At 74.5% G+C, this 22,455-nt stretch carries 16 protein-coding genes; 6 read left to right on the forward strand and 10 right to left on the reverse strand.

Annotated elements, in window-relative coordinates:
• The first annotated feature begins 24 nt into the window (after positions 1–24).
• Together solA and AMK11_RS27280 are read left to right on the forward strand one after the other, a co-directional pair.
• Positions 25–1,173: an N-methyl-L-tryptophan oxidase gene (gene solA, locus AMK11_RS27275; protein ID WP_073730738.1), complete on the forward strand. Its 1,149-nt coding sequence runs from the start codon at positions 25–27 to the stop codon at positions 1,171–1,173.
• Positions 1,170–2,303 (forward strand): aromatic ring-hydroxylating oxygenase subunit alpha, encoded by a 1,134-nt coding sequence (locus AMK11_RS27280; RefSeq protein WP_073730739.1) that lies wholly within the window; start codon positions 1,170–1,172, stop codon positions 2,301–2,303. Before solA ends, AMK11_RS27280 begins: the two co-directional genes overlap by 4 nt.
• On the opposite strand, the gene AMK11_RS27285 is transcribed toward AMK11_RS27280, so the two are convergent.
• The 4 genes from AMK11_RS27285 to AMK11_RS27300 all read right to left on the reverse strand — a co-directional run bounded on the left by AMK11_RS27285 (position 2,300) and on the right by AMK11_RS27300 (position 10,317).
• Positions 2,300–6,973, reverse strand: a complete 4,674-nt coding sequence (locus AMK11_RS27285; protein WP_073730740.1) for a hypothetical protein — start codon at positions 6,971–6,973, stop codon at positions 2,300–2,302. The genes AMK11_RS27280 and AMK11_RS27285 overlap by 4 nt on opposite strands.
• Before the next feature lie 65 nt (positions 6,974–7,038).
• The gene (locus tag AMK11_RS27290) at positions 7,039–7,920 is read right to left on the reverse strand and encodes a hypothetical protein (RefSeq protein WP_073730741.1); all 882 of its coding nucleotides are present in this window, start codon (positions 7,918–7,920) and stop codon (positions 7,039–7,041) included.
• 82 nt (positions 7,921–8,002) lie between these two features.
• Complete coding sequence (locus AMK11_RS27295; RefSeq protein WP_073730742.1) at positions 8,003–9,529, reverse strand: hypothetical protein; 1,527 nt, start codon at positions 9,527–9,529, stop codon at positions 8,003–8,005.
• Between the two features lie 92 nt (positions 9,530–9,621).
• On the reverse strand, positions 9,622–10,317 hold the full coding sequence (locus tag AMK11_RS27300; protein ID WP_073730743.1) for a GntR family transcriptional regulator: 696 nt from the start codon (positions 10,315–10,317) through the stop codon (positions 9,622–9,624).
• Positions 10,318–10,442: 125 nt separating this feature from the next.
• Between AMK11_RS27300 and AMK11_RS27305 the strand changes: the two genes are divergently transcribed.
• Both AMK11_RS27305 and AMK11_RS27310 read left to right on the forward strand, forming a co-directional pair.
• Entirely contained in the window at positions 10,443–11,765 is a 1,323-nt protein-coding gene (locus tag AMK11_RS27305; RefSeq protein WP_073730744.1) for an MFS transporter, read from the forward strand.
• Positions 11,762–12,601, forward strand: a complete 840-nt coding sequence (locus AMK11_RS27310) for a putative hydro-lyase (RefSeq protein ID WP_241847099.1) — start codon at positions 11,762–11,764, stop codon at positions 12,599–12,601. Before AMK11_RS27305 ends, AMK11_RS27310 begins: the two co-directional genes overlap by 4 nt.
• A 100-nt stretch (positions 12,602–12,701) precedes the next feature.
• Here the strand turns inward: AMK11_RS27310 and AMK11_RS27315 are convergent, their stop codons facing one another.
• From AMK11_RS27315 to AMK11_RS27340, 5 genes are all read right to left on the reverse strand, one after another.
• Positions 12,702–13,550 carry an SGNH/GDSL hydrolase family protein gene (locus AMK11_RS27315; RefSeq protein WP_073730745.1) on the reverse strand — a complete coding sequence of 283 codons (849 nt, stop codon included), beginning with the start codon at positions 13,548–13,550 and terminating at the stop codon, positions 12,702–12,704.
• On the reverse strand, positions 13,547–14,707 hold the full coding sequence (locus tag AMK11_RS27320) for a glycosyltransferase (protein WP_073730746.1): 1,161 nt from the start codon (positions 14,705–14,707) through the stop codon (positions 13,547–13,549). Before AMK11_RS27320 ends, AMK11_RS27315 begins: the two co-directional genes overlap by 4 nt.
• Positions 14,704–15,831 (reverse strand): glycosyltransferase family 4 protein, encoded by a 1,128-nt coding sequence (locus AMK11_RS27325; RefSeq protein WP_073730747.1) that lies wholly within the window; start codon positions 15,829–15,831, stop codon positions 14,704–14,706. The genes AMK11_RS27320 and AMK11_RS27325 overlap by 4 nt, the downstream gene beginning before the upstream one ends.
• A 452-nt stretch (positions 15,832–16,283) precedes the next feature.
• Positions 16,284–17,702, reverse strand: coding sequence for a hypothetical protein (locus AMK11_RS27330; RefSeq protein ID WP_073730748.1), 1,419 nt, complete (start codon positions 17,700–17,702; stop codon positions 16,284–16,286).
• 334 nt (positions 17,703–18,036) lie between these two features.
• A complete protein-coding gene (locus AMK11_RS27340; RefSeq protein ID WP_073730749.1) occupies positions 18,037–18,429 on the reverse strand; it encodes an ankyrin repeat domain-containing protein in 393 nt (130 codons plus the stop codon).
• Positions 18,430–18,750: 321 nt separating this feature from the next.
• On the opposite strand from AMK11_RS27340, the gene AMK11_RS27345 reads away from it, so the two are divergent.
• Positions 18,751–18,945 (forward strand): hypothetical protein, encoded by a 195-nt coding sequence (locus AMK11_RS27345; RefSeq protein WP_003977410.1) that lies wholly within the window; start codon positions 18,751–18,753, stop codon positions 18,943–18,945.
• 52 nt (positions 18,946–18,997) lie between these two features.
• Entirely contained in the window at positions 18,998–20,743 is a 1,746-nt protein-coding gene (locus tag AMK11_RS27350) for a hypothetical protein (protein ID WP_073730750.1), read from the forward strand.
• 119 nt (positions 20,744–20,862) lie between these two features.
• On the opposite strand, the gene AMK11_RS27355 is transcribed toward AMK11_RS27350, so the two are convergent.
• Positions 20,863–22,362, reverse strand: a complete 1,500-nt coding sequence (locus tag AMK11_RS27355) for an SCO1417 family MocR-like transcription factor (protein WP_073730751.1) — start codon at positions 22,360–22,362, stop codon at positions 20,863–20,865.
• Positions 22,363–22,455: the final 93 nt, after the last annotated feature.

Genomic DNA, 22,455 nt, shown 5'->3' on the forward strand with positions numbered 1-22,455 from the left:
CCAGAACGCTAGGAGGGCCGTCCGTTGTCCCCCACCTACGACGTGATCGTCATCGGCCTCGGCGGCATGGGCAGCGCCGCCGCGCACCACCTGTCCGCGCGGGGCGCCCGCGTGCTGGGACTGGAGAAGTTCGGCCCGGTGCACAACCGCGGCTCCAGCCACGGCGGTTCCCGGATCACCCGGCAGTCGTACTTCGAGGACCCCGCCTACGTGCCGCTGCTCCTGCGTGCCTACGAGCTGTACGAGGAGCTGGAGCGGGACACTGGCCGGGACATCGCCCTCCTGTGCGGCGGCGTGATGGTCGGGCGGCCCGACTCCTGGACCGTCTCCGGCTCGCTGCGCTCGGCCCGTGAGTGGGACCTGCCGCACGAGATGCTGGACGCCCGGGAGATCCGCCACCGCTTCCCCACCCTCGCTCCGGCGGACGACGAGGTCGCCCTGTACGAGGCCAAGGCGGGCCTGCTGCGCCCGGAGAACACGGTCGCCGCCCACCTCCAGCTCGCCACCCGGCAGGGCGCCGACCTGCACTTCGACGAACCGATGACGCGCTGGGAGCCGTACCGGGACGGCGTGCGGGTGCACACCGCCGACAACACCTACACAGCCGCGCAGCTGGTGATGTGCCCGGGGGCCTGGGCGCCCCGGCTGCTGGCCGACCTGGAGGTGCCGTTCACGGTCGAACGCCAGGTCATGTACTGGTTCCAGCCGAGGAACGGCGTCCGCCCCTTCCGCCCCGGGCGCCAGCCCATCTACGTCTGGGAGGACGCGGCCGGCGTCCAGGTCTACGGGTTCCCGGCCATCGACGGCCCCGGGCAAGGCGCCAAGGTCGCCTTCTTCCGCAACGGAAACGCCACCACGCCGGAGACCATCGACCGCACCGTGCACGACCACGAGGTCGAGGCGATGGCGGACCACATGTCCACCCGCGTCCCGGACCTGCCCGGGACCTTCCTCAAGGCCGCGACCTGCATGTACACCACCACCGCCGACGAACACTTCGTCATCGCCCGGCACCCCGCGCACCCCGGATCGGTCACCGTCGCCTGCGGTTTCTCCGGACACGGCTTCAAGTTCGTGCCCGTGGTCGGCGAGATCCTGGCCGACCTGGCCCTTACGGGCACCACCGCGCACCCCATCGGCCTCTTCGATCCCCTCCGAGGAGTACGCACGTGACGACGACTCCCCTCTCCCCCAGCCTCATCTCGACGCTTCCGGGCCGCTACTACACCGACCCGGAGGTCTTCCGTCAGGAGCAGCGGCACGTCTTCGAGACGATGTGGGTCTGCGCGGTGCGCGGCGCCGACCTCGAGCGGCCCGGCGCCTTCCGCACCGTGCAGGTCGGCCGCGAGAACGTGATCGTCACGCGTACTCGCACCGGAGGGCTGCGCGCCTTCCTCAACATCTGCCGCCACCGTGGCGCCCGGCTGTGCCTGGAGGAGTCCGGCGAGGTGCGGCGCACCCTCCAGTGCCCCTACCACGCGTGGACGTACGACCTCGACGGCCGGCTGGTGGCCGCGCCCAACCTCACGAAGATGCCGGACGTCGACCGTTCCGCGTACGGCCTGGTCGAGGTCGCCCTGCGCGAATGGCTCGGCTACGCCTGGGTGTGCCTGGCCGACGAGCCGCCTTCCTTCGAGGAGACGGTGCGGGGCGCGGCCGTCGAACGGCTCGGCGACCCGGCCGCGATCGAGCGGTACGGGACGGAGCGGCTGGCACTGGGCCGGCGGGTGACGTACGACGTACGGGCCAACTGGAAGCTGATCGTCGAGAACTTCATGGAGTGCTACCACTGCGCGACCATCCACCCGGAACTCACCGACGTGCTGCCCGAGTTCGCCGACGGTTACGCGGCCCAGTACTACGTGGGCCACGGTGCCGAGTTCGGCGAGGGGGTGCGGGGCTTCACGGTCGACGGCAGCGAGGGCTTCGGCAGGCTGCCCGAGGTGTCGGACGGCCAGGACCGGCGCTACTACGCCGTCACCGTGCGGCCGACGGTCTTCGTGAACCTCGTGCCGGACCATGTGATCCTGCACCGCATGTTCCCGATGGCCGAGGACCGCACGGTGGTCGAGTGCGACTGGCTGTACGCGCCGGAGGTCGTGGCGTCCGGGGCCGACCTGTCGAAGTCGGTCGAGCTGTTCCACCGGGTCAACGTCCAGGACTTCGCCGCCTGCGAGCGGACCCAGCCGGCGATGTCGTCCCGGGCCTACCGCGCGGGCGGGGTGCTGGTGCCGACCGAGCACCACATCGGACTCTTCCACGAGTGGCTGCTCGGCCGGCTCGGCGGGCAGCCGCCGGCCTAGGCCGGTGACTGTGCGGGACGCTTGTACATGCGGGTCGCCGTGATCTCGCTGTGCACCGTCTCGGCCTCGCCGTCACCGGCCGGGGCCGGCTGGGGCAGGCCCGGCCTCAGGTGCTCCTCCACGCTGATGTACTTCAGGCCCGCCCTGAGGTCGGCGTCGTTGCGCAGCCGGATGACCAGCGGGAACTCTGCCAGCGCGGTCGTGTCGAAGAGGCCGGTGGTGTACAGGAGCTGGACGCCGAGCGCGTCGGAGACGGCCCGCTGGAGCTCCAGCAGGTAGGTGGCGTTGGCGCGGCCGATGGGGTTGTCGAGGAACAGGGTGCCGGCGTGCCGGTGCCGGTCCCGGCCCCTGTCGTTGCTGCGGAGCGCGGCCATCGTGCAGTACAGGGCGATGGCCGCGGTGAGCAGCTGGCCGCCGGAGAAGACGTCGCCCATCTGGCCGACGGGGACGCGCTCGGCGCGCAGTACGGCGTCGGGCTTGAGGATCTCGACGGCGACGCCCTTGGGCTGGAGGGCTGCGGCGACACCGCGCAGCAGCAGGGACATGCCGTCGCGGCGCAGGTCGGAGTTCTTCCTGACGGCGGCGCGGGTGGCCTCGTCGACGACCTCGCCGAGCCGCTCGGTGAGCGTCGCCTGGTCGGGTTCCTCGAAGCGGATGCGCAGGAACTCCTGCCCGGACCACTCGCCGAGGCCTTCGGGCAGCCGGGACAGCCGCTGGGCGGAACGGAGGGTGGCGAGGGCCGACTCGACCAGGCCGCGCAGCCGGTCCACGATCGAGTCGCGGTTGCGTTCGAGCTGCGCCAGCTCGTCGGTGAGGACGCGGAGGCGGGGCGCGAAGGCCTCGGCCCACTTGGCCGCGTGCTCGGGCAGCGCGGAGGCGGGCAGTTCGCGGATCTGCTGGCGGGCGGGGGTGCGGACCTGCTCGTACCGGGTGGAGTTGGCGTGCCGGACGAGGATGTCGCTCGCCTCGCGTACGGCGGCCTCGGCGGCGGACAGGTCGGCGGCGCAGCCGCGCAGGGAACGGCGGGCCTCGGCGGCCGAGCCGCGGGCCTGCTCCATGGTGTCCGGGTAGGGCTCGGGTTCCTCCTGCTCGTCTTCGGCGTGCTCGCGCAGCAGGTCGCGGAGCAGGGCGGCGACCTCGTCGAAGCCGCCGGCCGCGTCCTCGGCGGCCCGGTGGGCGTCGAGCAGTCCGGCGTGGGCCTCGCGGGCCTGGGACAGCGCCTCGGTGCGGGAGGCGAGTTCGGCGGTCGCGGTGCGCAGCAGCGTCTGGGCGTGTTCAGCGTCGCGCGGCAGGAGCTCCTCGGGGAGTTCGGTGTGGGCGTCGCCGTCCTCGGGTGCGTGGCGTTCGGCCTCGCCGCGCAGCCGGCCGAGCTGCTCGCTCGCGTGCGACATCCGCGTCTCCAGGAGCTGGACCAGCTCCTCGGCGCGGGCGGCGGCGGCCTGCCGGGAGGGTCCGTCGGAGCCGTCGGGCGACTCCAGCAGCTGGGCGGCCCGGGTGCGGACCTTGTTGCTGAGCCGGTCCAGTTCGGCGCGGGCGGCGCTCTCGTCGCTCTCCGCGCGGGCCTGCTCGGCGCGCAGGTCGGCGCCGACGCCGACCTTCTCGTACACCTGGGAGGCGGCCCGGTAGGCCTCGCGGAGGTCGGGCAGGCTCGCCTTCGCCCTCGGCGTGTCCGGGCCGTCCTCGGGTGCCTCCTCCGGTACGTCGTCGGGGGCGCCGGCGATCTCGGCGCGCTCGGCGCGCAGCGCGCGGGCGGTGCGGCGGGCGTCGTCGGCGGCCCGCTGGGCGGCGCGGCGGTCCTCGTCGGCGGCGCGGGCCCGTTCCAGGCAGGCCTGCGCGCGGGCCTCGGCCTCGGTGCCCTCGTCGGCCAGCTCGCGGAGCCTGGCCTGCCAGCCGGCGCGCTCACGCAGCCGGAAGGCGAGTCCGGCGAGGGCGTCGGCGGCGCGCCGGGCCTTCTGCGCGGCCTCCTGCCGTTCGTCGCGCACCCGTACGGCCTCGGCGGCGCTCTCCTCCGCCTCGGCCCGCGCGGTGCGCGCCTCGGTCAGCTCGGCCTCGGCCTCCTCGGCGAAGGCCTGCGCCTCCTCGGCGGTGCGGGCCAGCTCGGCGAGGCGTCCGGCGGGGCAGCCGGTGCGCCAGGACGCGAGCCGGGCCGCCAGCTCCCGGTCCTTGCCGAGCCGCGCGGCGAGGGTGCGGATCTCGTCGTCCCGCTCCGTCGCCCGCGCGCGCAGCGCCTGCCGCTCCTCGTCGGCGGCGTGCTCGTCGTGCATGGCGGGGTTCGGCGGTACGAGGAATACATCGCCGGTGCCGGTGCCGGAGTCGGGGGCCGGGGTGGGCGCGAGCAGGGCGGCGGCCGTGCCGACGGCGACGGCGGAGCGCGGCAGCAGGGCCGCGTCGCCGAGGACCTCGCGGGCGCGGGTGTGCGAGTCGGGATCGGTGATGATCACGCCGTCGACCAGCTCGGGCCGGGCGGCCAGCACGCGCGCGTGGTCGGCGGGGTCGACGGCCTGGGCGAGGTAGCGCCAGCCGGGCAGGGCGGGGATGCCGTGCTCGCCCAGGAACTCCACGGTGGCCAGCACGTCGGGGCCGGGCGGCAGCAGTCCGCCGTCGCCGAGGGCGCCGAGGATGCGGGAGTCGTCGGCGGCGGCGGTGCGCAGGTCGAACAGCTGGCGTTCGGCGGCGGAGACGGTGTCGTCGAGCAGTTCACGCAGTTCGTCGGCGAAGCGGTCGAGCTCTTCGGCGGTCAGTGCCCCGTCGGCCGTGTGGTGTGCGGTGGCCGGATCGCCGCCGTCCGTGTCCTGGCGGGGCTGCGGGATGCCGGGGCGGGAGCCGGCGGCCAGGCCCAGCAGGTCGGCGAGGCGTTCCTCGGCCGCCAGCGACTCGGCGGTGCGACGCTCGGTCTCGTGGGCGTTCCCGGCCGCGGTGGCCGCGTCGGCCGCGCGGGCCGCCGTCAGTTCGGCACGGCTCTCGGCGGCGGCGGCCTCGCGTGCGTGCTCGGTGGCCCGGCGTGCCGCCTCCCGGGCGGTGTCCCAGGCCTCGACGGTCGTCTTCTCGGCGTCGCTGGCCGCGAGGGCGGCCCGCGCGGGGTCGGCGTCGGGTGCGCTGTCGTCGAGCCAGCCGGCCCGGACCGCCTCGGCGGTCTCCTGCTCGACCTCGGTGAGGCGCTGGCGCAGGTGCCCGGCCTCGCTGCGGGCCCGCTGGGCCTCGGTGGCGGCGGCGGTGGAGTCCCGGTGGGCGGCGTCGCTGACTTCCTGGAGGGCGGCGGAGCGCTCCTCCTCCTCGTTGGCGTGGTGCTCGGCCTTGCCGGCCGCCGCGTGCAGAGCGCGGACGAGGTCGACGGCGGCCTCGGAGCGGGCGGCGAGCGCGGGGGCCGCGTCCCGCTCGGCCTCCTGGATGGCGGCGGACACGCGGGCGACGCGGTCGGCCGCGGCGCGGTGGCGCAGGACGGCTTCGGCGGCCTGCCAGGCGGAGTGCAGGGTGCGGGCGTCGGCGAGTTCACGCTTCTGCGCGGCGGCGGACTTCTCGGCGGCGGTCAGGGCCAGCGAGGCATGCCGGTAGGCGAGTTCGGCGGCGACGAGGGCGCTGCGGTCCCGGGCGGATTCGGCGTGCGTGACGGAGTAGGCGGCGGCGGTCACCCGCTGGGCGAGGTCGCCGGCCCGGACGCGCTCCCGGGCGCCGCGCGCGGCGAGCCGGCGGGCGAGGGTCCTGGTCCGGCGTTCGGCGGCGGTGTGGATGTCGCGGGCGCGGGCGCGGGCGTCGGTGGCCTCGACGATCCGGCCGAGGAGGTCGACGGACCCGGCGGTGAAGTCGCGTTCGGCGATCAGTTCGGCGCGGCGGCCCAGCTTGTTGCCGAAGCCGCCGACCAGGTCGGCGAGTCCGTCGGTGTCGCGGGTGTCGGTGACGGCGCGCAGCAGGAGGTCGGTGAAGTCGGAGTCCTTCTTGACCGCGAAGAGGCCGGCGGCCTCGCCCTCGTCGGCGTTCATCTCGCGCTGGTAGCGGAAGAGTTCGGGGTCCAGGCCGAGGTCGCCGAGGTGCTCGATCCAGCGGTCGTGGATCTCCTCCCAGTGCACCTCCAGGTGCGGGTAGGCCTTCGAGGCCTCGGTGACGGCGTCCCGGAAGCCCTTCATGGTGCGCCGGCGCCCCTGGGCACCGGAGACGCCCTCGACGGGCGGGCGGACGGCGGTGGCCTCGGCGACGGGCAGGTTGTCCAGGGTCAGTCCGGGGCCGGGCCGGAAGGAGTACCAGGCCTCGGCGAACTTCCTCGGGTCGTTGGAGACCTGGCGCCCGCGCCACTCGCTGACCTTGCCGACGACGACGCACTCGCCGGTCTGCACGTGCTGCCACTCCAGCGCCACGTGTCCGCAGTCGTCGGCGAGCAGGAACTTGCGCAGTACGCCGGAGCTGGCGCCGCCCAGGGTGTTGCGGTGGCCCGGCAGCATCACCGAGAAGATCAGCTTGAGCAGCACGGACTTGCCGCCGCCGTTCTCCAGGAACAGCACGCCGGCGGGCGCGGGCCGGCGCGGCGGGCCGACCGGCTCCTCCTCGAAGAACTCCGCCTGCGTGGGGGCGGGGTCGGGCACGGGCTCGCCCACCCCGCGCAGGTCAAGCACGGTGTCGGCGTAGCGCGCACCGGCGGGTCCGATCGAGTAGAGGCGGACCCGGGACAGCTCGTACATGGCGGACTCTCGTAAGTCTTCGGGTAGTCGGGGAGGTGAGGCGCGGGCGGTGAGCGGGCGGGTGGTCAGGAGCCGTGGAAGGGCAGGCCGGCGTCGGCCACCAGTTCCAGGTCGTCCGTCTCGTCGGCGGGCAGCAGCGTCGCCGTGCCGTCGGTGACGGGGACGATGCCGAGCTCCAGCAGTTCGGCCATGGCGGCGCTGCCCGCCATGTCACGTACCTGGAGCTGGTAGCGGGCGGTGGTGCGGTACGTGCCGCCGTTGTCGTCACCGGTGCGCTGGAGGAAGCCGGACTCGGTGAGGAAGGCGGCGGCCTTGCCGACGATGCCGGTGGTGGAGCCGGGGAGTCTGCGGGCGTCCTTGGTGGCGCCGGTCGAACTGCGTCTGGCCCAGATCCGCCAGGCGGCCTCCAGGCCGGGGGCGTCGGTGGCCGGGTCGGTGTTCTCGCCCTGTTCCTCCGCGCGTTCCTCCAGGCGACGGCAGGCCTGGCGGACGAAGGCGTCCACTCCGTTGACCGTGACGCGGCCGATGTAGCCGTCGTCGGCGAGGTCCTCGGGACGGGGGAAGGCCATGGCGGCGACGGCGAGGTGGGCGAGGCCGTGCAGGAAGCGGTCGCCGGAGTCGGTGGCGGCGCGACGCGCGTAGTCGCCCATGCGGACGGCGAACACCGAGTCCTCGGCGGCGGTGACGGCCATCCCCGCGCGCGGGGACACCTCCAGGACGACGAGCCCGAGGCCCGCGGCCACGGCGTCGGCGAGGCGGGCGAAGGGCGGGTCCTCGCGGTAGCGGCGCAGCAGGTCGGCGTACTCCTGGTCGCGGGCGGGGAGCAGCTTGGGCTGGAGGCCGAAGGCGACGAGCCGCGCCGCGTCGGCGGCGTCGGCGGGCGTGACGGCCGCGGTGGCCTGCGCGGGGCCCGCTTCCGGTTCGCTCCGGTCGACGTGCTCGGTCACGGTCGGTTCTCCTCGTTGTGCTGGTGCCGGCTGTGCTGGTGGTGGTGCTCTGGGGGCCCGGGGCAGGGCCGGCGGCGTGTGCTCATGCCGCCTCCGTGCGGTCGGCGGCCATTCCGGCCGCGTCCAGCAGCGCCGTGCCGACGACGAGGTCGGCGCCGCCGAACTCCGGGTCGTCCAGCTCGGTGCCGTCGTCCACGGCGAACAGCAGCTTGGGCTCGCCCTGCCGGTAGGCGGTGCCGACCGGCGGGCTGGCGGCGTGGACGGCCAGCAGGGCGACGAGGTAGGGGAGTTCGGGATCCTGGGCGCGGGCGTCGGCCAGCAGTCCGGACAGCCGGCGCGGTGCGTCGTGCGGCAGGTCGAGGAGCTCCATGGCGGCGGCGAGCTGCTCCTCGCTGAAGCGGCTGTCGTCCGGGGTGGCGATCAGGTCGGGTTCCGGCATCTCGGCGCCCAGGTGCTCCCGCTCCACGGGCGGGGTCAGCAGTATGTCGACGAGGTCGCCGACCCGGACGGAGACGGGGGTGCGCAGACCGGTGCCGCGGGCGAAGAAGGCGTCCGTGGCGCGGAGCGCCTGCTCCAGGGGCAGCGGCAGGACGGGGGCCACGAGGTGGCCGTACAGGTCCAGGCCCGAGGTCGTCAGGGGGGTGCCGAAGGCCTGCCGGTCCTGCTCGGCGCGGAAGAGCGGGCCTGCCTCCAGGAGACGGGACTGGAGCTGGGTGTGGCGGCGGATGCAGTCCTTGACGATGTCGACGAGCTCGGCGGCGCGGCGCTTGTGCTCGGGGTCCTCGGACTCGTCGCGGGCCTTGCGGATGTTGGTGAGGATGGCGTTCTCGTGGCGGTACCGGTCGGCGACGTGGTCCAGGGCCTCGGCGATCATGTCGGGGACGGCGGTGAGCCAGTCCACCGCGCGGACGTTGCGCCGGGTGGCGTCCAGGGCCTTGCGCAGGGTTTCCGAGTACTGCACGGTCCGGTACCGGGCCTGTTCGGCGGCGAGCTGGGCGTCGGCGAGCCGGCCGCGGCTGATCAGCACCTCCAGCTTGACCTCGGCGGCGATCTGGGCGCTGGTGACGTCGGTGTCCAGGGCGCCGACGAGGACGTTGACCGCCTCGTCGGTGGTGCGCAGGTAGACGGTGCCGCCCGGGCCGGGGACCTCTTCCAGGAGCTTGAAGTCGTAGTCGCGGCGGACGTAGGTGCCGTCCGGGCCGAAGGTGCCGTACACCGCGCGGAAGCCGCGGTCGACGCTGCCGACGTTGATCAGGTTCTCCAGGACCCAGCGGGCCACCCGCTCGTGCTCGGCGGCGGGCCGCGCCGGGGCCTGGGCGGTGACGCGCGGGATCAGCCGGGCCACGATCTGGTCGTGGTCGGCGCCCGTGTCGAAGTCCATGTTGAGCGTGACCAGGTCGATGGCGGCCAGGGCGACCTCCGCCATGCCGTACACCGAGTACTCGCCCGCGAGGTTGGCCTTGCGCGCGTCGAGGTCGTGCAGCGGCGCCGTGCAGGCGAGCGCGCGCAGCCGCCGCGCCAGTCCCTCGTCGGCGGCCGGGCCCGGTGCGGGGCGCGGCCCCGCGCTGAGCTGGGGCGGAACGCTGTCCGTCGATGCAGGCGAAGTCACGGTGCACAGACTAGGTCCTCGGTCTGACAACGACCCAAACGGCACAGATGCGCCCCGACGCGACAGGCGGCCCGGCGCGCCCGCCCCGGCAGCTAGCCCTCGTCCCCGACCCGCCGCAGGTAGACCTCCACGACCCGCTCCAGCGAGTTGTCGAGGTAGACGGCGAGCAGTCGCGCGGCCTGCTCGCGTTCGCCGGTCCGCAGGGTGTCGAGGAGCTCCGCGTTGCGCGCGATGTAGGGCTCGTGCAGGCGCCGCGGGTCGTCCACAACGTGGAAGGCGAGGCGCAGTTCGGCGAAGACGCTGCGCATCAGCTCGTCGGTGCGTTCGCTGCCGGCGAGGGCCACCAGTTCCCGGTGGAAGTGGATGTTGGCCGTACCCACCCCTTTCCAGTCACCTTCGCGGGCCGAGCGGCGCCCGTCCTCGACCGCCTCGGCCAGTCCGTCCAGGGCGTACGGCGGATCTCCCAGGCCGCGGACGACGGCGCACTCGACGAGGGCCCGGGTGCGGTAGATGTCCTCGACGTCCTCCACGGTCAGGACCCGGACGAAGACGCCCCGGTTCAGCTCGTGGACGAGCAGGCGTTCGTGCGTGAGCAGCCGGAACGACTCGCGCAGGGTGTTGCGGGAGACCCCGAGCGCACCGCCGATGCTGTCCTCCGACAAGCGGGTGCCGGGCGGGAAGTAGCCGTCGGCGATCCGGCTCCGGAGGATGTCCGAGACCCGCTCCGCGGTGCTGGTCCGCCCGAGGAGGGCGCGGTCGTCCGCCAGTCCCGTCAACTGCTCTGCCATGCCCGGAATTCAATCGCAGATGCCAGGACGAAACAACAGGGGTATTGAGGGATCGTTGAACGATCCCCTACGGTGCCGTGAAGTGCCCAGCGCCCGATCGCCCGCCCTCCCCCTGCGAGGTGCCCATGAGCACATCCCCCCCTCCCCCGCCGGCCGTGTCCGCCGAAGCCGGTTCCGGACCTGGTCAAAGCCCCTCCGACGACGGCCCGTTCGGCTGGCTGCGCGCCCTGGGACCGCGGGGCCGACGTGCCTTCGGCGGCGCGTTCGGCGGTTACGCCCTCGACTCGTACGACTACTTCACGCTGCCGCTCACCATGGTCGCGCTGTCCGCCTACTTCGGCCTGGACAGCGGTCAGACGGGGCTGCTCACGACCGTCACACTGGTCGTCTCCGCCGTCGGCGGTGCCCTCGCGGGCGTCCTGGCGGACCGCGTCGGCCGGGTCAAGGCCCTGCTGCTCACCGTGATCACCTACGCGGTGTTCACGGTGGCCTGCGGGTTCGCGCCCAACTACGAGACGCTGCTGGTCTTCCGCGCCCTCCAGGGCCTCGGCTTCGGCGGCGAGTGGGCGGTCGGGGCGATCCTGGTCGCCGAGTACGCGAGCGCCAAGCACCGGGGGCGCACGCTCGGCGCGATCCAGAGTTCCTGGGCCGTGGGCTGGGCGCTCGCGGTGGTCGTCTACACGCTGGTCTTCTCGCTGGCCGGAGACGACCTGGCCTGGCGCGTGATGTTCTGGACGGGCGCGCTGCCCGCGCTGCTCGTGGTCTGGGTGCGGCGCAGCGTGCACGACGCGCCCAGGGCCACCGAGGTCCGTGAGCAGGGCGCGGGGAAGGGCTCGTTCGCGGCGATCTTCAGGCGGGGCACCGCGGGCACGCCGGGCCTGCTGCGCGTGACGCTCTTCGCGAGCCTGCTCTCCACCGGCGTCCAGGGCGGCTACTACACGCTCGCCACCTGGGTGCCGACGTACCTCAAGGACGAACGCGACCTGTCGGTCGTCGGCACCGGCGGCTACCTGACGTTCCTGATCTCGGGCGCCTTCATCGGCTACCTGACCGGTGGTTACCTCACCGACCGGCTGGGCCGCAGGCGCAACATCTGGCTCTTCGCCCTGCTGTCGGCGGTCTGCATCCTGACGTACGCGAACATCCCGAGCGGCGCCAACACCCTGCTCCTGATACTCGGTTTCCCGCTCGGCTTCTGCATGTCGGCGATCTTCAGCGGCTTCGGCTCGTACCTGAGCGAGCTGTACCCGACGGCGGTGCGGGGCGCGGGCCAGGGTTTCACGTACAACACCGGGCGCGCCGTGGGCGCCGTCTTCCCGACCACAGTCGGCTTCCTGGCCGACAGCTGGGGTGTGGGCGGCGCGCTGGTCTTCGGCGCCATCGGCTACGGCATCGCGGCGCTGGCCCTTCTGGGCCTGCCGGAGACACGCGGAAGGGAACTGTCGTGACGTACTCCTCCCCGCACCCCGTGGCCGAGGACCGGCCGGTCGTCCTCGTCGACGAGCACGCGCGCGCGTGGAGCCCGAGAACGGCCCGCGCACGCTTCCGGGAAGGGCTGACCGGCCCCACTGCCGGGGTCGCGGCCGGCCACACCCAGGCCAACCTGATCTCGGTGCCCGCCGACTGGGCGTACGACATGCTGCTCTTCTGCGCCCGCAACCCGCGGCCCTGCCCCGTGCTCGACGTCACGGACGCCGGGGCATGGACCACCACGCTCGCCCAAGGCGCGGACCTGCGCACCGATCTGCCGCGCTACCGGGTGTGGCGGGACGGCGAACTGGTGGACGAGCCGACGCACGTACGGGCGCACTGGCGCGACGACCTGGTGACTTTCCTGATCGGCTGCAGCTTCACCTTCGAGTGGGCGCTGCTCTCGGCGGGCGTTCCCGTCCGCCACGTCGAGCAGGGCCGCAACGTGCCGATGTTCGTCACCACCCGGCAGTGCCGGCCGGCCGGGCGGCTGCGCGGTCCGATGGTCGTGTCCATGCGTCCGGTGCCGCCCGCGCACCTGGACGCGGCGATCCGCGAGACCGGTCTGCTCCCGGCGGTGCACGGCAGCCCGGTGCACTGCGGTGATCCGTCGGCGCTCGGCATCGCCGGCCTGGACCGGCCGGACTTCGGCGACCCGGTGGACGCCGAGCCGGACGACATCCCGGTGTTCTGGGCGTGCGGCGTGACGCCGCAGGCCGCGGTCATGGCCTCGCGTCCGCCCTTCGCGCTCACCCACGCGCCGGGGCAGATGTTCCTCACCGACGCGCGGGACGAGCAGTACCGCGTGGTCTGAGTCCCGGACGCCCCCGACGGGCGCCGGAGAGGGGAGACACCGCAGAGCGGACCTCGGTCGAACGCCCGTCAGGACGTTGTTTCCCCTCACGCCGCCCCCGTCACGCCGCCTCCGGCCGCTCGGTCGCCGACAGGGCCGTGAGCGCGGCGGAGACCGCGGCGGACGTGCGCAGGTCGAGGCGGGCGCTCGTGCCGCGCGCGTGGTGGCGCAGTTCGTCGGCGGCCAGGGTCAGCAGTTGGGGCAGAAGGTCGGTGCAGCGCCGGGCCACCCAGCCGGTACCGGCGGTGGCCAGCCACCACAGGCTCGCCGACCTGGTGGGGGCGGGGGACTCGGCGTCGGGCGAGGGCGCGGGGCCGGTCGCGGCGCCGCGCTCGGCGAGCAGGGTGTGGAAGCGCCGGGCGAGCTGCCGGTGACCCCGCTCGCCGGGGTGCAGCCGGTCCGCGCTCCACATCGCACGGTCCGTGGTCCAGTCGCCCTCGCACGCGTGGAGGTGCACGGCCCCGTACCGGTCCGACAGCGCGTGCACCACGGCGTTGACCGCACGTTGCCGCCGGCCCAGCGGGCGGGCCAGCGCCCCCGGCAGCCCGAGCATCGTGCCGGGGTCCGGCAGGCAGGCGGTGAGCAGCAGCGCGCCCTGAGCGGTGAACGCGGCGTACACCGTGTCCAGCCGGGCCGCGACCGCGCCGACGTCGAAGGTGCGGCGCAGGGTGTCGTTGACGCCGACGACGACGGACACGACGTCGGGCCGCAGGGCGAGGCCGGCGGGCAGCTGCCGCCCGGCCACGTCGAGGGTCTGCGCCCCGCTGACGGCGAGGTTGGTGAACTCCGCGGGCTCCTCGGCCAGTCCGGCGGCGAGCAGCGCGGCCCATCCGCGCCACCCGCCCCCGACCGGGTCGCCGACGCCCTCGGTCAGCGAGTCTCCGAGGGCCACGAACCGGACGCGTCTCATGACACGGTCTCCGGCAGCGCGGGGTGCGCGGGCAGCGCCGCGTCGTGCGCGGCCAGGAACGCCCGGACCGCCGCGTCCCAGCCGAAACACTCCGCACGCGCGCGTGCCGCCTCCCGTCGCGCCCCCTCCCGGCGGCCGAGGAGCAGGGCCACGGCGTCGGCGAAGCCGTCCCCGTGACCGGCGGCGACGGCACCGGCGGAGCCGATCACCTCCGGCAGCGCCGACGACGCGCTGGCCACCACGGGCGTACCGCAGGCCATCGCCTCCAGCGCGGCCAGCCCGAAGGTCTCGGCCGGTCCGGGCGCCAGGCACACGTCGGCGGACGCCTGGAGGGCACCGAGCAGTCCGCGGTCGGCGACGTGCCCGAGGAAGGTCACGGGCAGCCTGTGCTCCCGCGCCCGCTGTTCCAGCCGCGGACGCAACGGGCCGTCCCCGGCCACCACCAGCACCGCCCGCTCACCCCGCCGCCGCAGCGCCGCGAGCGCGTCGAGCGCCGTGCCGGGCCGTTTCTCCACGGACAGCCGGGAGCACATCACCAGCAGGGTCTCGTCCACGCGCGCGTGCCGGGCGCGCAGCGCCGCATCGCGCAGCGCGGGGTGCCGTCCGGCCAGGTCGACGCCGAGCGGAGCGCGTACGACGTTACGGGCCCCGATGCGGACGAACTCCCGCTCGGCGAACTCCGTCGTGCACACCACGCGCGCGTAGGTGTGCGCCGTACGGAGATTGAGGGCGTCGGCGGTGCGCCGGGCCGTCCGCTCGGGCAGGCCCCAGGTGCGCAGCACACCGTCGGCGCTCTCGTGGGAGACCATCACGGCGGGGACCCGGGCCCGCCGGGCCCACTTGCCGGTCCAGCGCAGCGTGGTGCGGTCGGAGACCTCGAGCCGGTCGGGGGCCAGTTCCTCCAGCAGCGCGGCCACCCGCCGCCGGTCGGTGAGGACGCGGTAGCCGCCGGTGCCGGGCAGCAGGTGCCCGGGGAGGGTGATGACGCGGCCCTGTTCGGTCTCCCGGTCGTCGGCGCGCTCGCCGGGGACGATGAGGACGGGGTGGTGCCCGGCGGCCCGGAAGCCCTTGCCGAGCTCGCGCAGCGCGGTGCGCAGGCCGCCGGACGCCGGGGCGACGAAGTTCGCGAGCCGGACGATCCGCAGTGCGCCGCTCATGCCGCCAGCACCGCCTTCCGGGTGGCGAGGACGTCCGTGTAGTGCCCGATCAGCCGGTCGCCGACGGCCGCCCAGGTGCGGCCCTCGACGGCCGCCCGCCCGGCGGCGCCGTACGCGGCCCGCAGCGCGGGGTCGGCGGCCAGCGACCACACCGCGTCCCGTACGGCGGCGGCGTCGCGCGGCGGCACCAGCAGACCGGTGCGCCCGTGGGCGACGAGGTCCAGGGGGCCGCCCGCGGCGGGCGCGACGACGGGAACGCCGCTCGCCATGGCCTCCTGCACGGTCTGGCAGAACGTCTCGAAGGGACCGGTGTGCGTGAAGACGTCGAGGGAGGCGAAGACCCGGGCGAGTTCGTCGCCGGTGCGGCGGCCGAGGAAGACCGCGCCCGGCAGCGCCTGCTCCAGGCCGGGGCGGCTGGGCCCGTCCCCGACGACCACCACCCGTACGCCGTCCAGCCCGCAGACCCCGGACAGCAGCTCCACCTGCTTCTCCGGCGCGAGCCGCCCGACGTAGCCGACGAGCAGCTCGCCGTTCGGGGCGAGTTCGCGGCGCAGCGCCTCGTCGCGCCGGTCGGGCCGGAAGCGGGCGGTGTCCACTCCCCGCGGCCACAGGCTGACCCGGGGCACGCCGTGCGCCCTCAGGTCGCGCAGGGCCGCGCCGGACGGGGCGAGGGTGAGGTCGGCGGCGGAGTGCACGGAGCGGATGCGCCGCCAGGCCGCCGCCTCGCCCGCTCCCATGTACGTACGGGCGTAGCCGGCCAGGTCGGTCTGGTAGACGGCCACCGCGGGGACGCTGAGGCGGGCGGCGGCGGCCATGCCCCGTACGCCGAGGACGAACGGGCTGGCCAGGTGGACGAGGTCGGCACGATGTTCGGCGATCGCCGCGGCCACGCGCCGGCTGGGGAGGGCGACGCGGACCTGGGGGTAGCCGGGGAGCGGGAGGGAGGGGATCCGGACGAGGGGGCACGGTGCGGAGGTGTCCGCGTCGTTGCCGGGGGCGGTGGCCGGAGCGACGACCACGCAGTCGTGACCGCGGTCGACGAGGTGCCGGGCGGTCTGGAGCGTGCAGTGGGCCACGCCGTTCACATCGGGGGGAAAGGATTCGGTCACGATGACGACACGCATACCCGTGTTGTCGCCGGGCTGGACGTGCTCGCGTCAACGTCGATCTTTCCGGGCGAGGAACGTCCCATGAGCGTTGCCCGCCCACCCGGGCGGGTCAGTCCGCGGCCACGCCCGGCGTACCGGCGGGCCATCCGTCGTTCACGCGGCGGGGCTGCCGCCCGGCGATTCGGGGCCCTGCCTCGCCTACGCGGCACGCCCCGGCGGCGGCACGGACGTACGGGCCCCACCCGCGACCGGACGGCCGCGGGCACCGTCCCACAGGCTGGAGCGCCGGCACGAACGCCACCTCCTCGGCCGGCGCACGTGCCCCTGGGGCCTGTCCGGCGGATCAGGTCGGACCACCCAGCCCTCGGACCCGCTCAGCCTTCCCGGACCGCCCGCGTCTCCGCACCCTGCTCAAGTCCTCCCGGACCGTCCAGGCCTCCGCGCCTGCTCAGCCCGCGCCGGCCCGCTCACATCGCGGGCGCGTCCGGGCCGAAGCGGCTGCGTACGGCCGTCTGGACCTCGTCCTCCTCGGCCGGATCGGCGGCCAGCCTGCGCAGGCGTTCGACGACGCGGTTGTCGCCGGTCTCGGCGTGGCGGGCGGCGAGTTCGCGGGTGGTCTCCTCGCAGTCCCACAGGCATTCGATGGCGAAGCCGGCGGCGAAGGAGGGATCGGTGGCCGCCAGCGCCCGGGCGGCACGGCCGCGCAGGTGGGAGGAGGCGGTCTCGCGGTAGATGTGGCGCAGCACGGGGGCGGCGCAGGCGATGCCGAGCCGGCCGGTGCCGTCGACGAGGGTCCACAAGGTCGGCGCGTCGGGACCCTCACCGCGGATCGCCTCCCGCAGGGCGGCGAGGACGAGGTCGCGGTCCTGCGCTCCGCCCCGGCAGGCCAGTACGCGCCCGGCGGCGGCGCCGAGGGCGTCGGGCCGGTGGACCCAGCTGCGGGCACGGTCGACGGCGGCGAGGCCGCGCATGCGCTCGAAGGAGGACACCGCTGCCTCCATGACCGGTGTCGAACCGTTGGCCATGGCGCCCTCGATCAGGCCGAGGGCGTCCGGATCGTCGCCGTCGGCGAGGTAGCGCAGGGCCGTGCAGCGGGCGCCCTCGCCGCCGGACCGGGCGGCCTCGACGATCTCGGACCGGTCCTCGGGGCCGGCGACGGCCGCGAGGCACCGGGCGGCCGGCACGTGGAGCGCGGCGCCGCGCTCCACGCCCTGGTCGGCCCAGTCGAACACGGCCCGCACGCTCCACTCCGGGCGCGGCCCGGTGGAGTTCAGCTGCCGCTGCCATCGGTCGAAACAGCCGCGCTCCTGGGCGGCGCGCACCCGCGTGGCGATCGATTCGCGCGGATCGTCGGCCCACAGACGCCAAGGCCGTGGTTCGAAGGCGTCACGGACGGCGACGGCCAGCTCGGCCTCGCCCTCCGCGTCACGGGGGAAGCGGGCGAGGACGGGCGCGGCGAGGGACCGCAGGCCGGCGTCGTCGTCGCGCAGCGCCAGCTCGTCCAGGGCCCACGCCCAGTTCACGCCGTGGGCGGCGTACCTGCGCAGCAGCTGGAGCGCGTCCAGCCTGCCGTACGAGGCGAGGTGGCCGAGGACCGCGAGGGCCAGGCCGGTGCGTGACTCGTCGGAGTCCAGGACGTCCTCGGGGTCGAAGAGGTGGGCCTCGATGGCGTCCAGCTCGCCGCCGAGGTCGAGGTACAGGCGGGCGTAGTAGAGGGAGCGGTTCTCGACCTGCCAGTCGTGGCGGGGGTCGTGGAGCACACAGTGGTTCAGTGCCGCGAGCGCTTCGGCGCGCGGAGCGGTGAGCGCATGCAGCGTGCCGTCGCCGCGACCCCGCTGAAGCAGGCCGAGCAGCGTACCGCTGGGCGCTATGACCGGATCGAACATGGGAAACAGCCTCACATCAAGCGTCGACGCAACCGGGGAGCACGCGTTACCTGGCCGTGCGCCAACACGTCGAAACGCCCGCCGTCTCTTGCTTGCTGAAGACCATGTTCCTCTGCCTCTCGTCGGTGGCCCTTGCGGGCCGTGTCACGGCCCGCGCGGTGCGGCAACATCTGCCCAGCCATCACGTCCGTGAACCACGTCGTCATGATGGCCCGGCGGTCACATCTGCCGCGACCGAAATTTCGGCGGCCCGGTACCGCCTCCCCCGTTTTTTGTGTTTCGCCTGGTCAGAATGGGCGGAGCGAGCCCGGATCAGGTCCGGCCCCGCGTCCGGTCACTGGGCGCCGAACAGCTCCAGGAGCTCCGTCCGGGCGAACATCCGCGCCGTGTCCACGGCCGACGGGGTACCGGCGGAAGGGTCCGCGCCGGCCTCCAGGAGCGCCTTGGTCACTTCCGTCTCACCCTTGAAGGCGGCCCCGGCGAGCGGCGTCTGACCCCGGTCGTTGACGCGGTCGGCCTCGGCGCCACGCGCCAGCAGGGCGCGCACCGCGTCGGCGTGGCCGTGGTAGGCGGCGAGCATGACGAGGGAGTCGCCGCGGTCGTTGGTCAGATTGGCGGGGACACCGGCGTCCACGTAAGCGACCAGTTCCTCGGTCCGGCCCTGCCGGGCCAGGTCGAAGATCTTGGTCGCCAGCTCCACGACCTCGGGGTCGGGGGCTTCACTCATCGGCCGGACCACCTCTCACTACGAACGCCGCACCGTGCGGACGTCGGGGGACTGCGGGTGCGCACGGCCGCGAGCGGTGCGGCCGTGCGAGTGAATCGCCAGGGTACTGGCTGGCACGGCACGTGAGCCGAAGTGCCGGGGGGTAAAGATCGGCAAGGACCCGGCCGCGCGCAACAGCACTGCTCATCCGGCCCAGCCACACCTACCCCACTCGGGGCAACTTCGCCGAATTTCCCCCATTTGCACCTTTTATCGTACGGATACATCCTGTGAGCCTGGAAGTACTCATGGTGACTGTCCCCGCGAACCAGGAGAACTCACATGATCCTCTCGATCTCAGGCGTGGTCCTGCTCGGCATCGTCGTCTTCATCTTCTTCCGCAAGGACGGCCTCAAGGCCTCGCACGCGCTGGTCGCGGTCCTGTTCGGGTTCTACCTCGCGTCCACGGCGATCGCCCCGAGCATCAAGGCGGGCGGCGAGAGCCTGGCGGGCCTCCTCGGCGGCATCAAGTTCTGACGTCCCCCCGACCCGCCCGACATCCGCACGTACGCACTCCCAGGAGGCAGCAGTGGCCCGGCGGCCCCTCCCCCGCATTCTGAGCAACGGCGGCGCACAGCTCGCCCGGAGCCGGGAGCTGGCCCGGACGGCGGCCGACAGCGCCACCGACGTCCTCCAGCCGCTGATCACGATCGGCCGCGGTCTGCGCCGGCTGGCCGCGGCCGCGCGGCGCAGGTGGACCGAGACCCCCAAGGACCGGCGCGGTGCGCTGCTGTTCCTGGCGGCCTCGGTGGTCCTGGTCGTGGCGCTCATGCCGTACGGTCCGCTGCTCGCCGTCATCGTCCTGATGGCGGCGGCAGCCTGGCAGGGCAGGGACCGCACCCCGCCGGCACCACAGGGCCCGGACGAATCCCAGTCCCAGCGCCTGCGGTCGCTGTACGAGGCGCTGGTCCCGTACTTCTCCCTCGCCGAGGATCCCGACCCCCTGTACGCCCACGGCGGCACGTGGGAGAAGGCCTTCCCGGCGTACGACTTCGACGACGGCGGCCGTTTCGCCCACCTGGTGATCCGTTATCCCGCGTACTTCACCGACGGGGAGGCGGACGCCCGGGCCCGCATCGAGCACCTGCTCACCGCCAAGGCGGGCCGGGGCCGGGAGTACCACTTCACCTGGAACGAGGAGGCCAACCACCTCACCGTCGACGTGCTCGCGGCGCTGCCCACCGACCTCGCCGCCCAGCGCTTCGTGACGGCGCCCGGTGAGACCGTCCTCGGCTTCACCGACCCGACCCGGGTCCAGCGCACCCTCCCGCTCACCCACGGCGAGGAGCGGCGGGACGTGCCGCCGGTCGTCTGGCGCACCGGCATCCGCTCCACCGAGCCGCACCTGCTGGTCCTCGGGCAGCCGGGCACCGGCACGTCCACGCTGCTGCGCTCGGTCGCCCTGCAGGCCCTGCACCACGGCGACCTGCTGATCGTCGACGGCGGCGGCACCGGCGAGTACGCCTGCCTGGTCGGCCGGGACGGCGTGCTGGCCGTCGAGTGCGGGCTCACCGGGGCACTGACCAGTCTGGAGTGGGCCGCCGCCGAGACGGAGCGGCGGCTGATCGCCGTCAACCGGGCCCGGCAGGAGGGCGAAGTCCCGCCCGACGACACCAGGCGGCCCCTGTGGGTCTTCCTGGACCGGCCCGGCGCCTTCTCCCACCTGGCCGCCGCGGAAGGCCGCAGGGACCCGCAGTCCCTGCTCCAGGTTCCGCTGCGGCACGGCCGTGCCGCGAACGTGACGGTGGTCGTCGCCGACCAGCTGGACGCCCTGGACGGCCTCAGCGACGCCGTACGGCAGCACACGCGCGCGCGTGTCGTCCTCGGCCCGGCCACGGCCGACGAGCTGACGGCCGTGCTCGGGGCTCCCCCGCACACCACCCCCGTCGAGCAGGTCCCCCCGGGCCGTGGGTACGCCCGCCTGGGCATGGGCCCGGTGCACCGCCTCCAGGTCCCGGCCACCCCGGACCCGTACGACGACGCGACCAGCGAAGCCCACCGCCGGGCGGTACTGGACCTGCTTCCGCCGCGCACGACACCGGCGGACGGGGAACGGGCCCCGGTGCCGGTGGAGGCGGAGGCGGAGCTGGAGCTGGAGCTGGAGAGGAAGATCTCCACCGAGAAGAAGGACGAGCCGGAGCCGGAGTCACGCGAGGTGGAGGCCGAGCCGGCAACGGTGGCCGGGGAGGCGGCGCCGCAGGAGATGGCCGCGGCGGCGGAACCGGCCCCCAAGGAAACGGTCGCCGCCAAGGCGGTCGCGGCGGAGACCACCTGACACTCCACCGGCGAGGAGCGTCGGCCTCCCGTGCGGAACAGCCGCGCGGGAGCTGACCGGAGGACTCGCCTCCCCGTCGCCCGCCCGCCCTCTCGCCCGGCCCCCGCGTGCTGCATGCGCTACGCCACGAACGTCCGCGGCGGCTCGCCGCCCCCGACACCCCCGTTCTCCACCAGCCGGGCCGCGGCGGCCAGCCGTACCGCCGCCTCTTCGGCCACCGCGCCGCCGACGGTGAACGGCAGCCGGACGTACCCCTCGAAGGCCCCGTCGACGCCGAACCGCGGCCCGGAAGGGACCCGCACCCCGACCCGCTCCCCCGCCTCGGCGAGACGCGAACCCGACAGACCGCCGGTCCGCACCCACAGGGTGAGGCCCCCGCGCGGTACCTCGAATTCCCAGTCGGGCAGCTCGCGGCGTACGGCGGCCACCAGCTCGTCCCGGTTCTGCCGGGCCTGCTCGCGCCGTACCCGGACGGCCTGCTCCCAGCCGCCGGTGCTGAAGAGCCAGTTCACGCCCAGCTGCTCCAGCACGGGCGTGCCCAGGTCGGCGTACGCCCGCGCGGCGACCAGACTGCGGATGACGTCGGGCGCGGCGCGGACCCAGCCGATGCGCATGCCGGCCCAGAAGGCCTTGCTGGCGGAGCCGACGGTGACGACCGTGGAACCGGCCGGGTCGAAGGCGCACACCGGGCGCGGCATCTCGACGTCGTCGTCCAGCCACAGCTCGCTCATCGTCTCGTCGGCCACGAGTACCGTCCCCGCCGAGCGGGCCGCGTCCACCAGCCGGCGCCGCTGGTCGTCGTCGGCGAGCGCGCCGGTGGGGTTGTGGAAGTCGGCGACGACGTAGGCGATGCGGGGCGCGGCGTCGCGCAGCACCTGGCGCCAGCGGTCCACGTCCCAGCCGGTGAGCCCCTCGGCCATCGCGACGGGCACCAGCCGGGCCCCGGCCTCGCGCATCAGCTGGAGGATGTTGGCGTACGAGGGCGACTCGACGGCGATGCGCTCGCCCCGTCCGCCGAACAGGTGGCAGATGGCGTCGATCGCGCCCATCGCCCCGGTGGTCACCATGATCTGCTCGGGCATGGTCGGGATGCCGCGCGCCGTGTAGCGCTCGGCGACCATCGCGCGCAGGGCGGGCAGCCCGGCGGGATAGTCGCCGTGAGTGTGCGCGTAAGGGGGAAGTTCCTCCAGGGCTCCCTGCACCGCGCGGGTGAGCCAGGGCTCGGGCGCCGGGAGCGCCGCGCAGCCCAGGTCGATCATCGAGCCGAGGGCCTCGGGCGGCAGCGGCTCCAGGCCGCGCGCGGGCAGAGGGTTCCCGGCCGGTACCGCCGTCCAGCTGCCGGCACCGCGGCGGGACTCGAGGAAGCCCTCCGCGCGCAGGGCCTCGTAGGCGGCGGCGACGGTGGTGCGGCTGACGGTCAGGGCCAGGGCCAGCTCGCGCTCGGCGGGCAGCCGGGCGGCGACCGGTACGCGTCCTTCGAGCACCAGCAGGCGGATGCCGTCGGCGAGCGCCCGGTAGGCGGGCGGTCGGCGGGTGCCGGGCCCGGCGGGGCGGTCCTGTTGGGAGCCGAGCAGCCGGGCGAGCTGCCCCGCCCCCACGGCCGAAGTCCACTGCGCCATGGAAATCAGTCCACCTTCCCCGAATTGGCCATGGTTGGCCCTGCCTCTCAAGCCACAGGGTGTCATGCAGCAGGCCACTACCACCACACAGGG

Source organism: Streptomyces sp. CB02414, assembly GCF_001905385.1.
Lineage (GTDB): Bacteria > Actinomycetota > Actinomycetes > Streptomycetales > Streptomycetaceae > Streptomyces.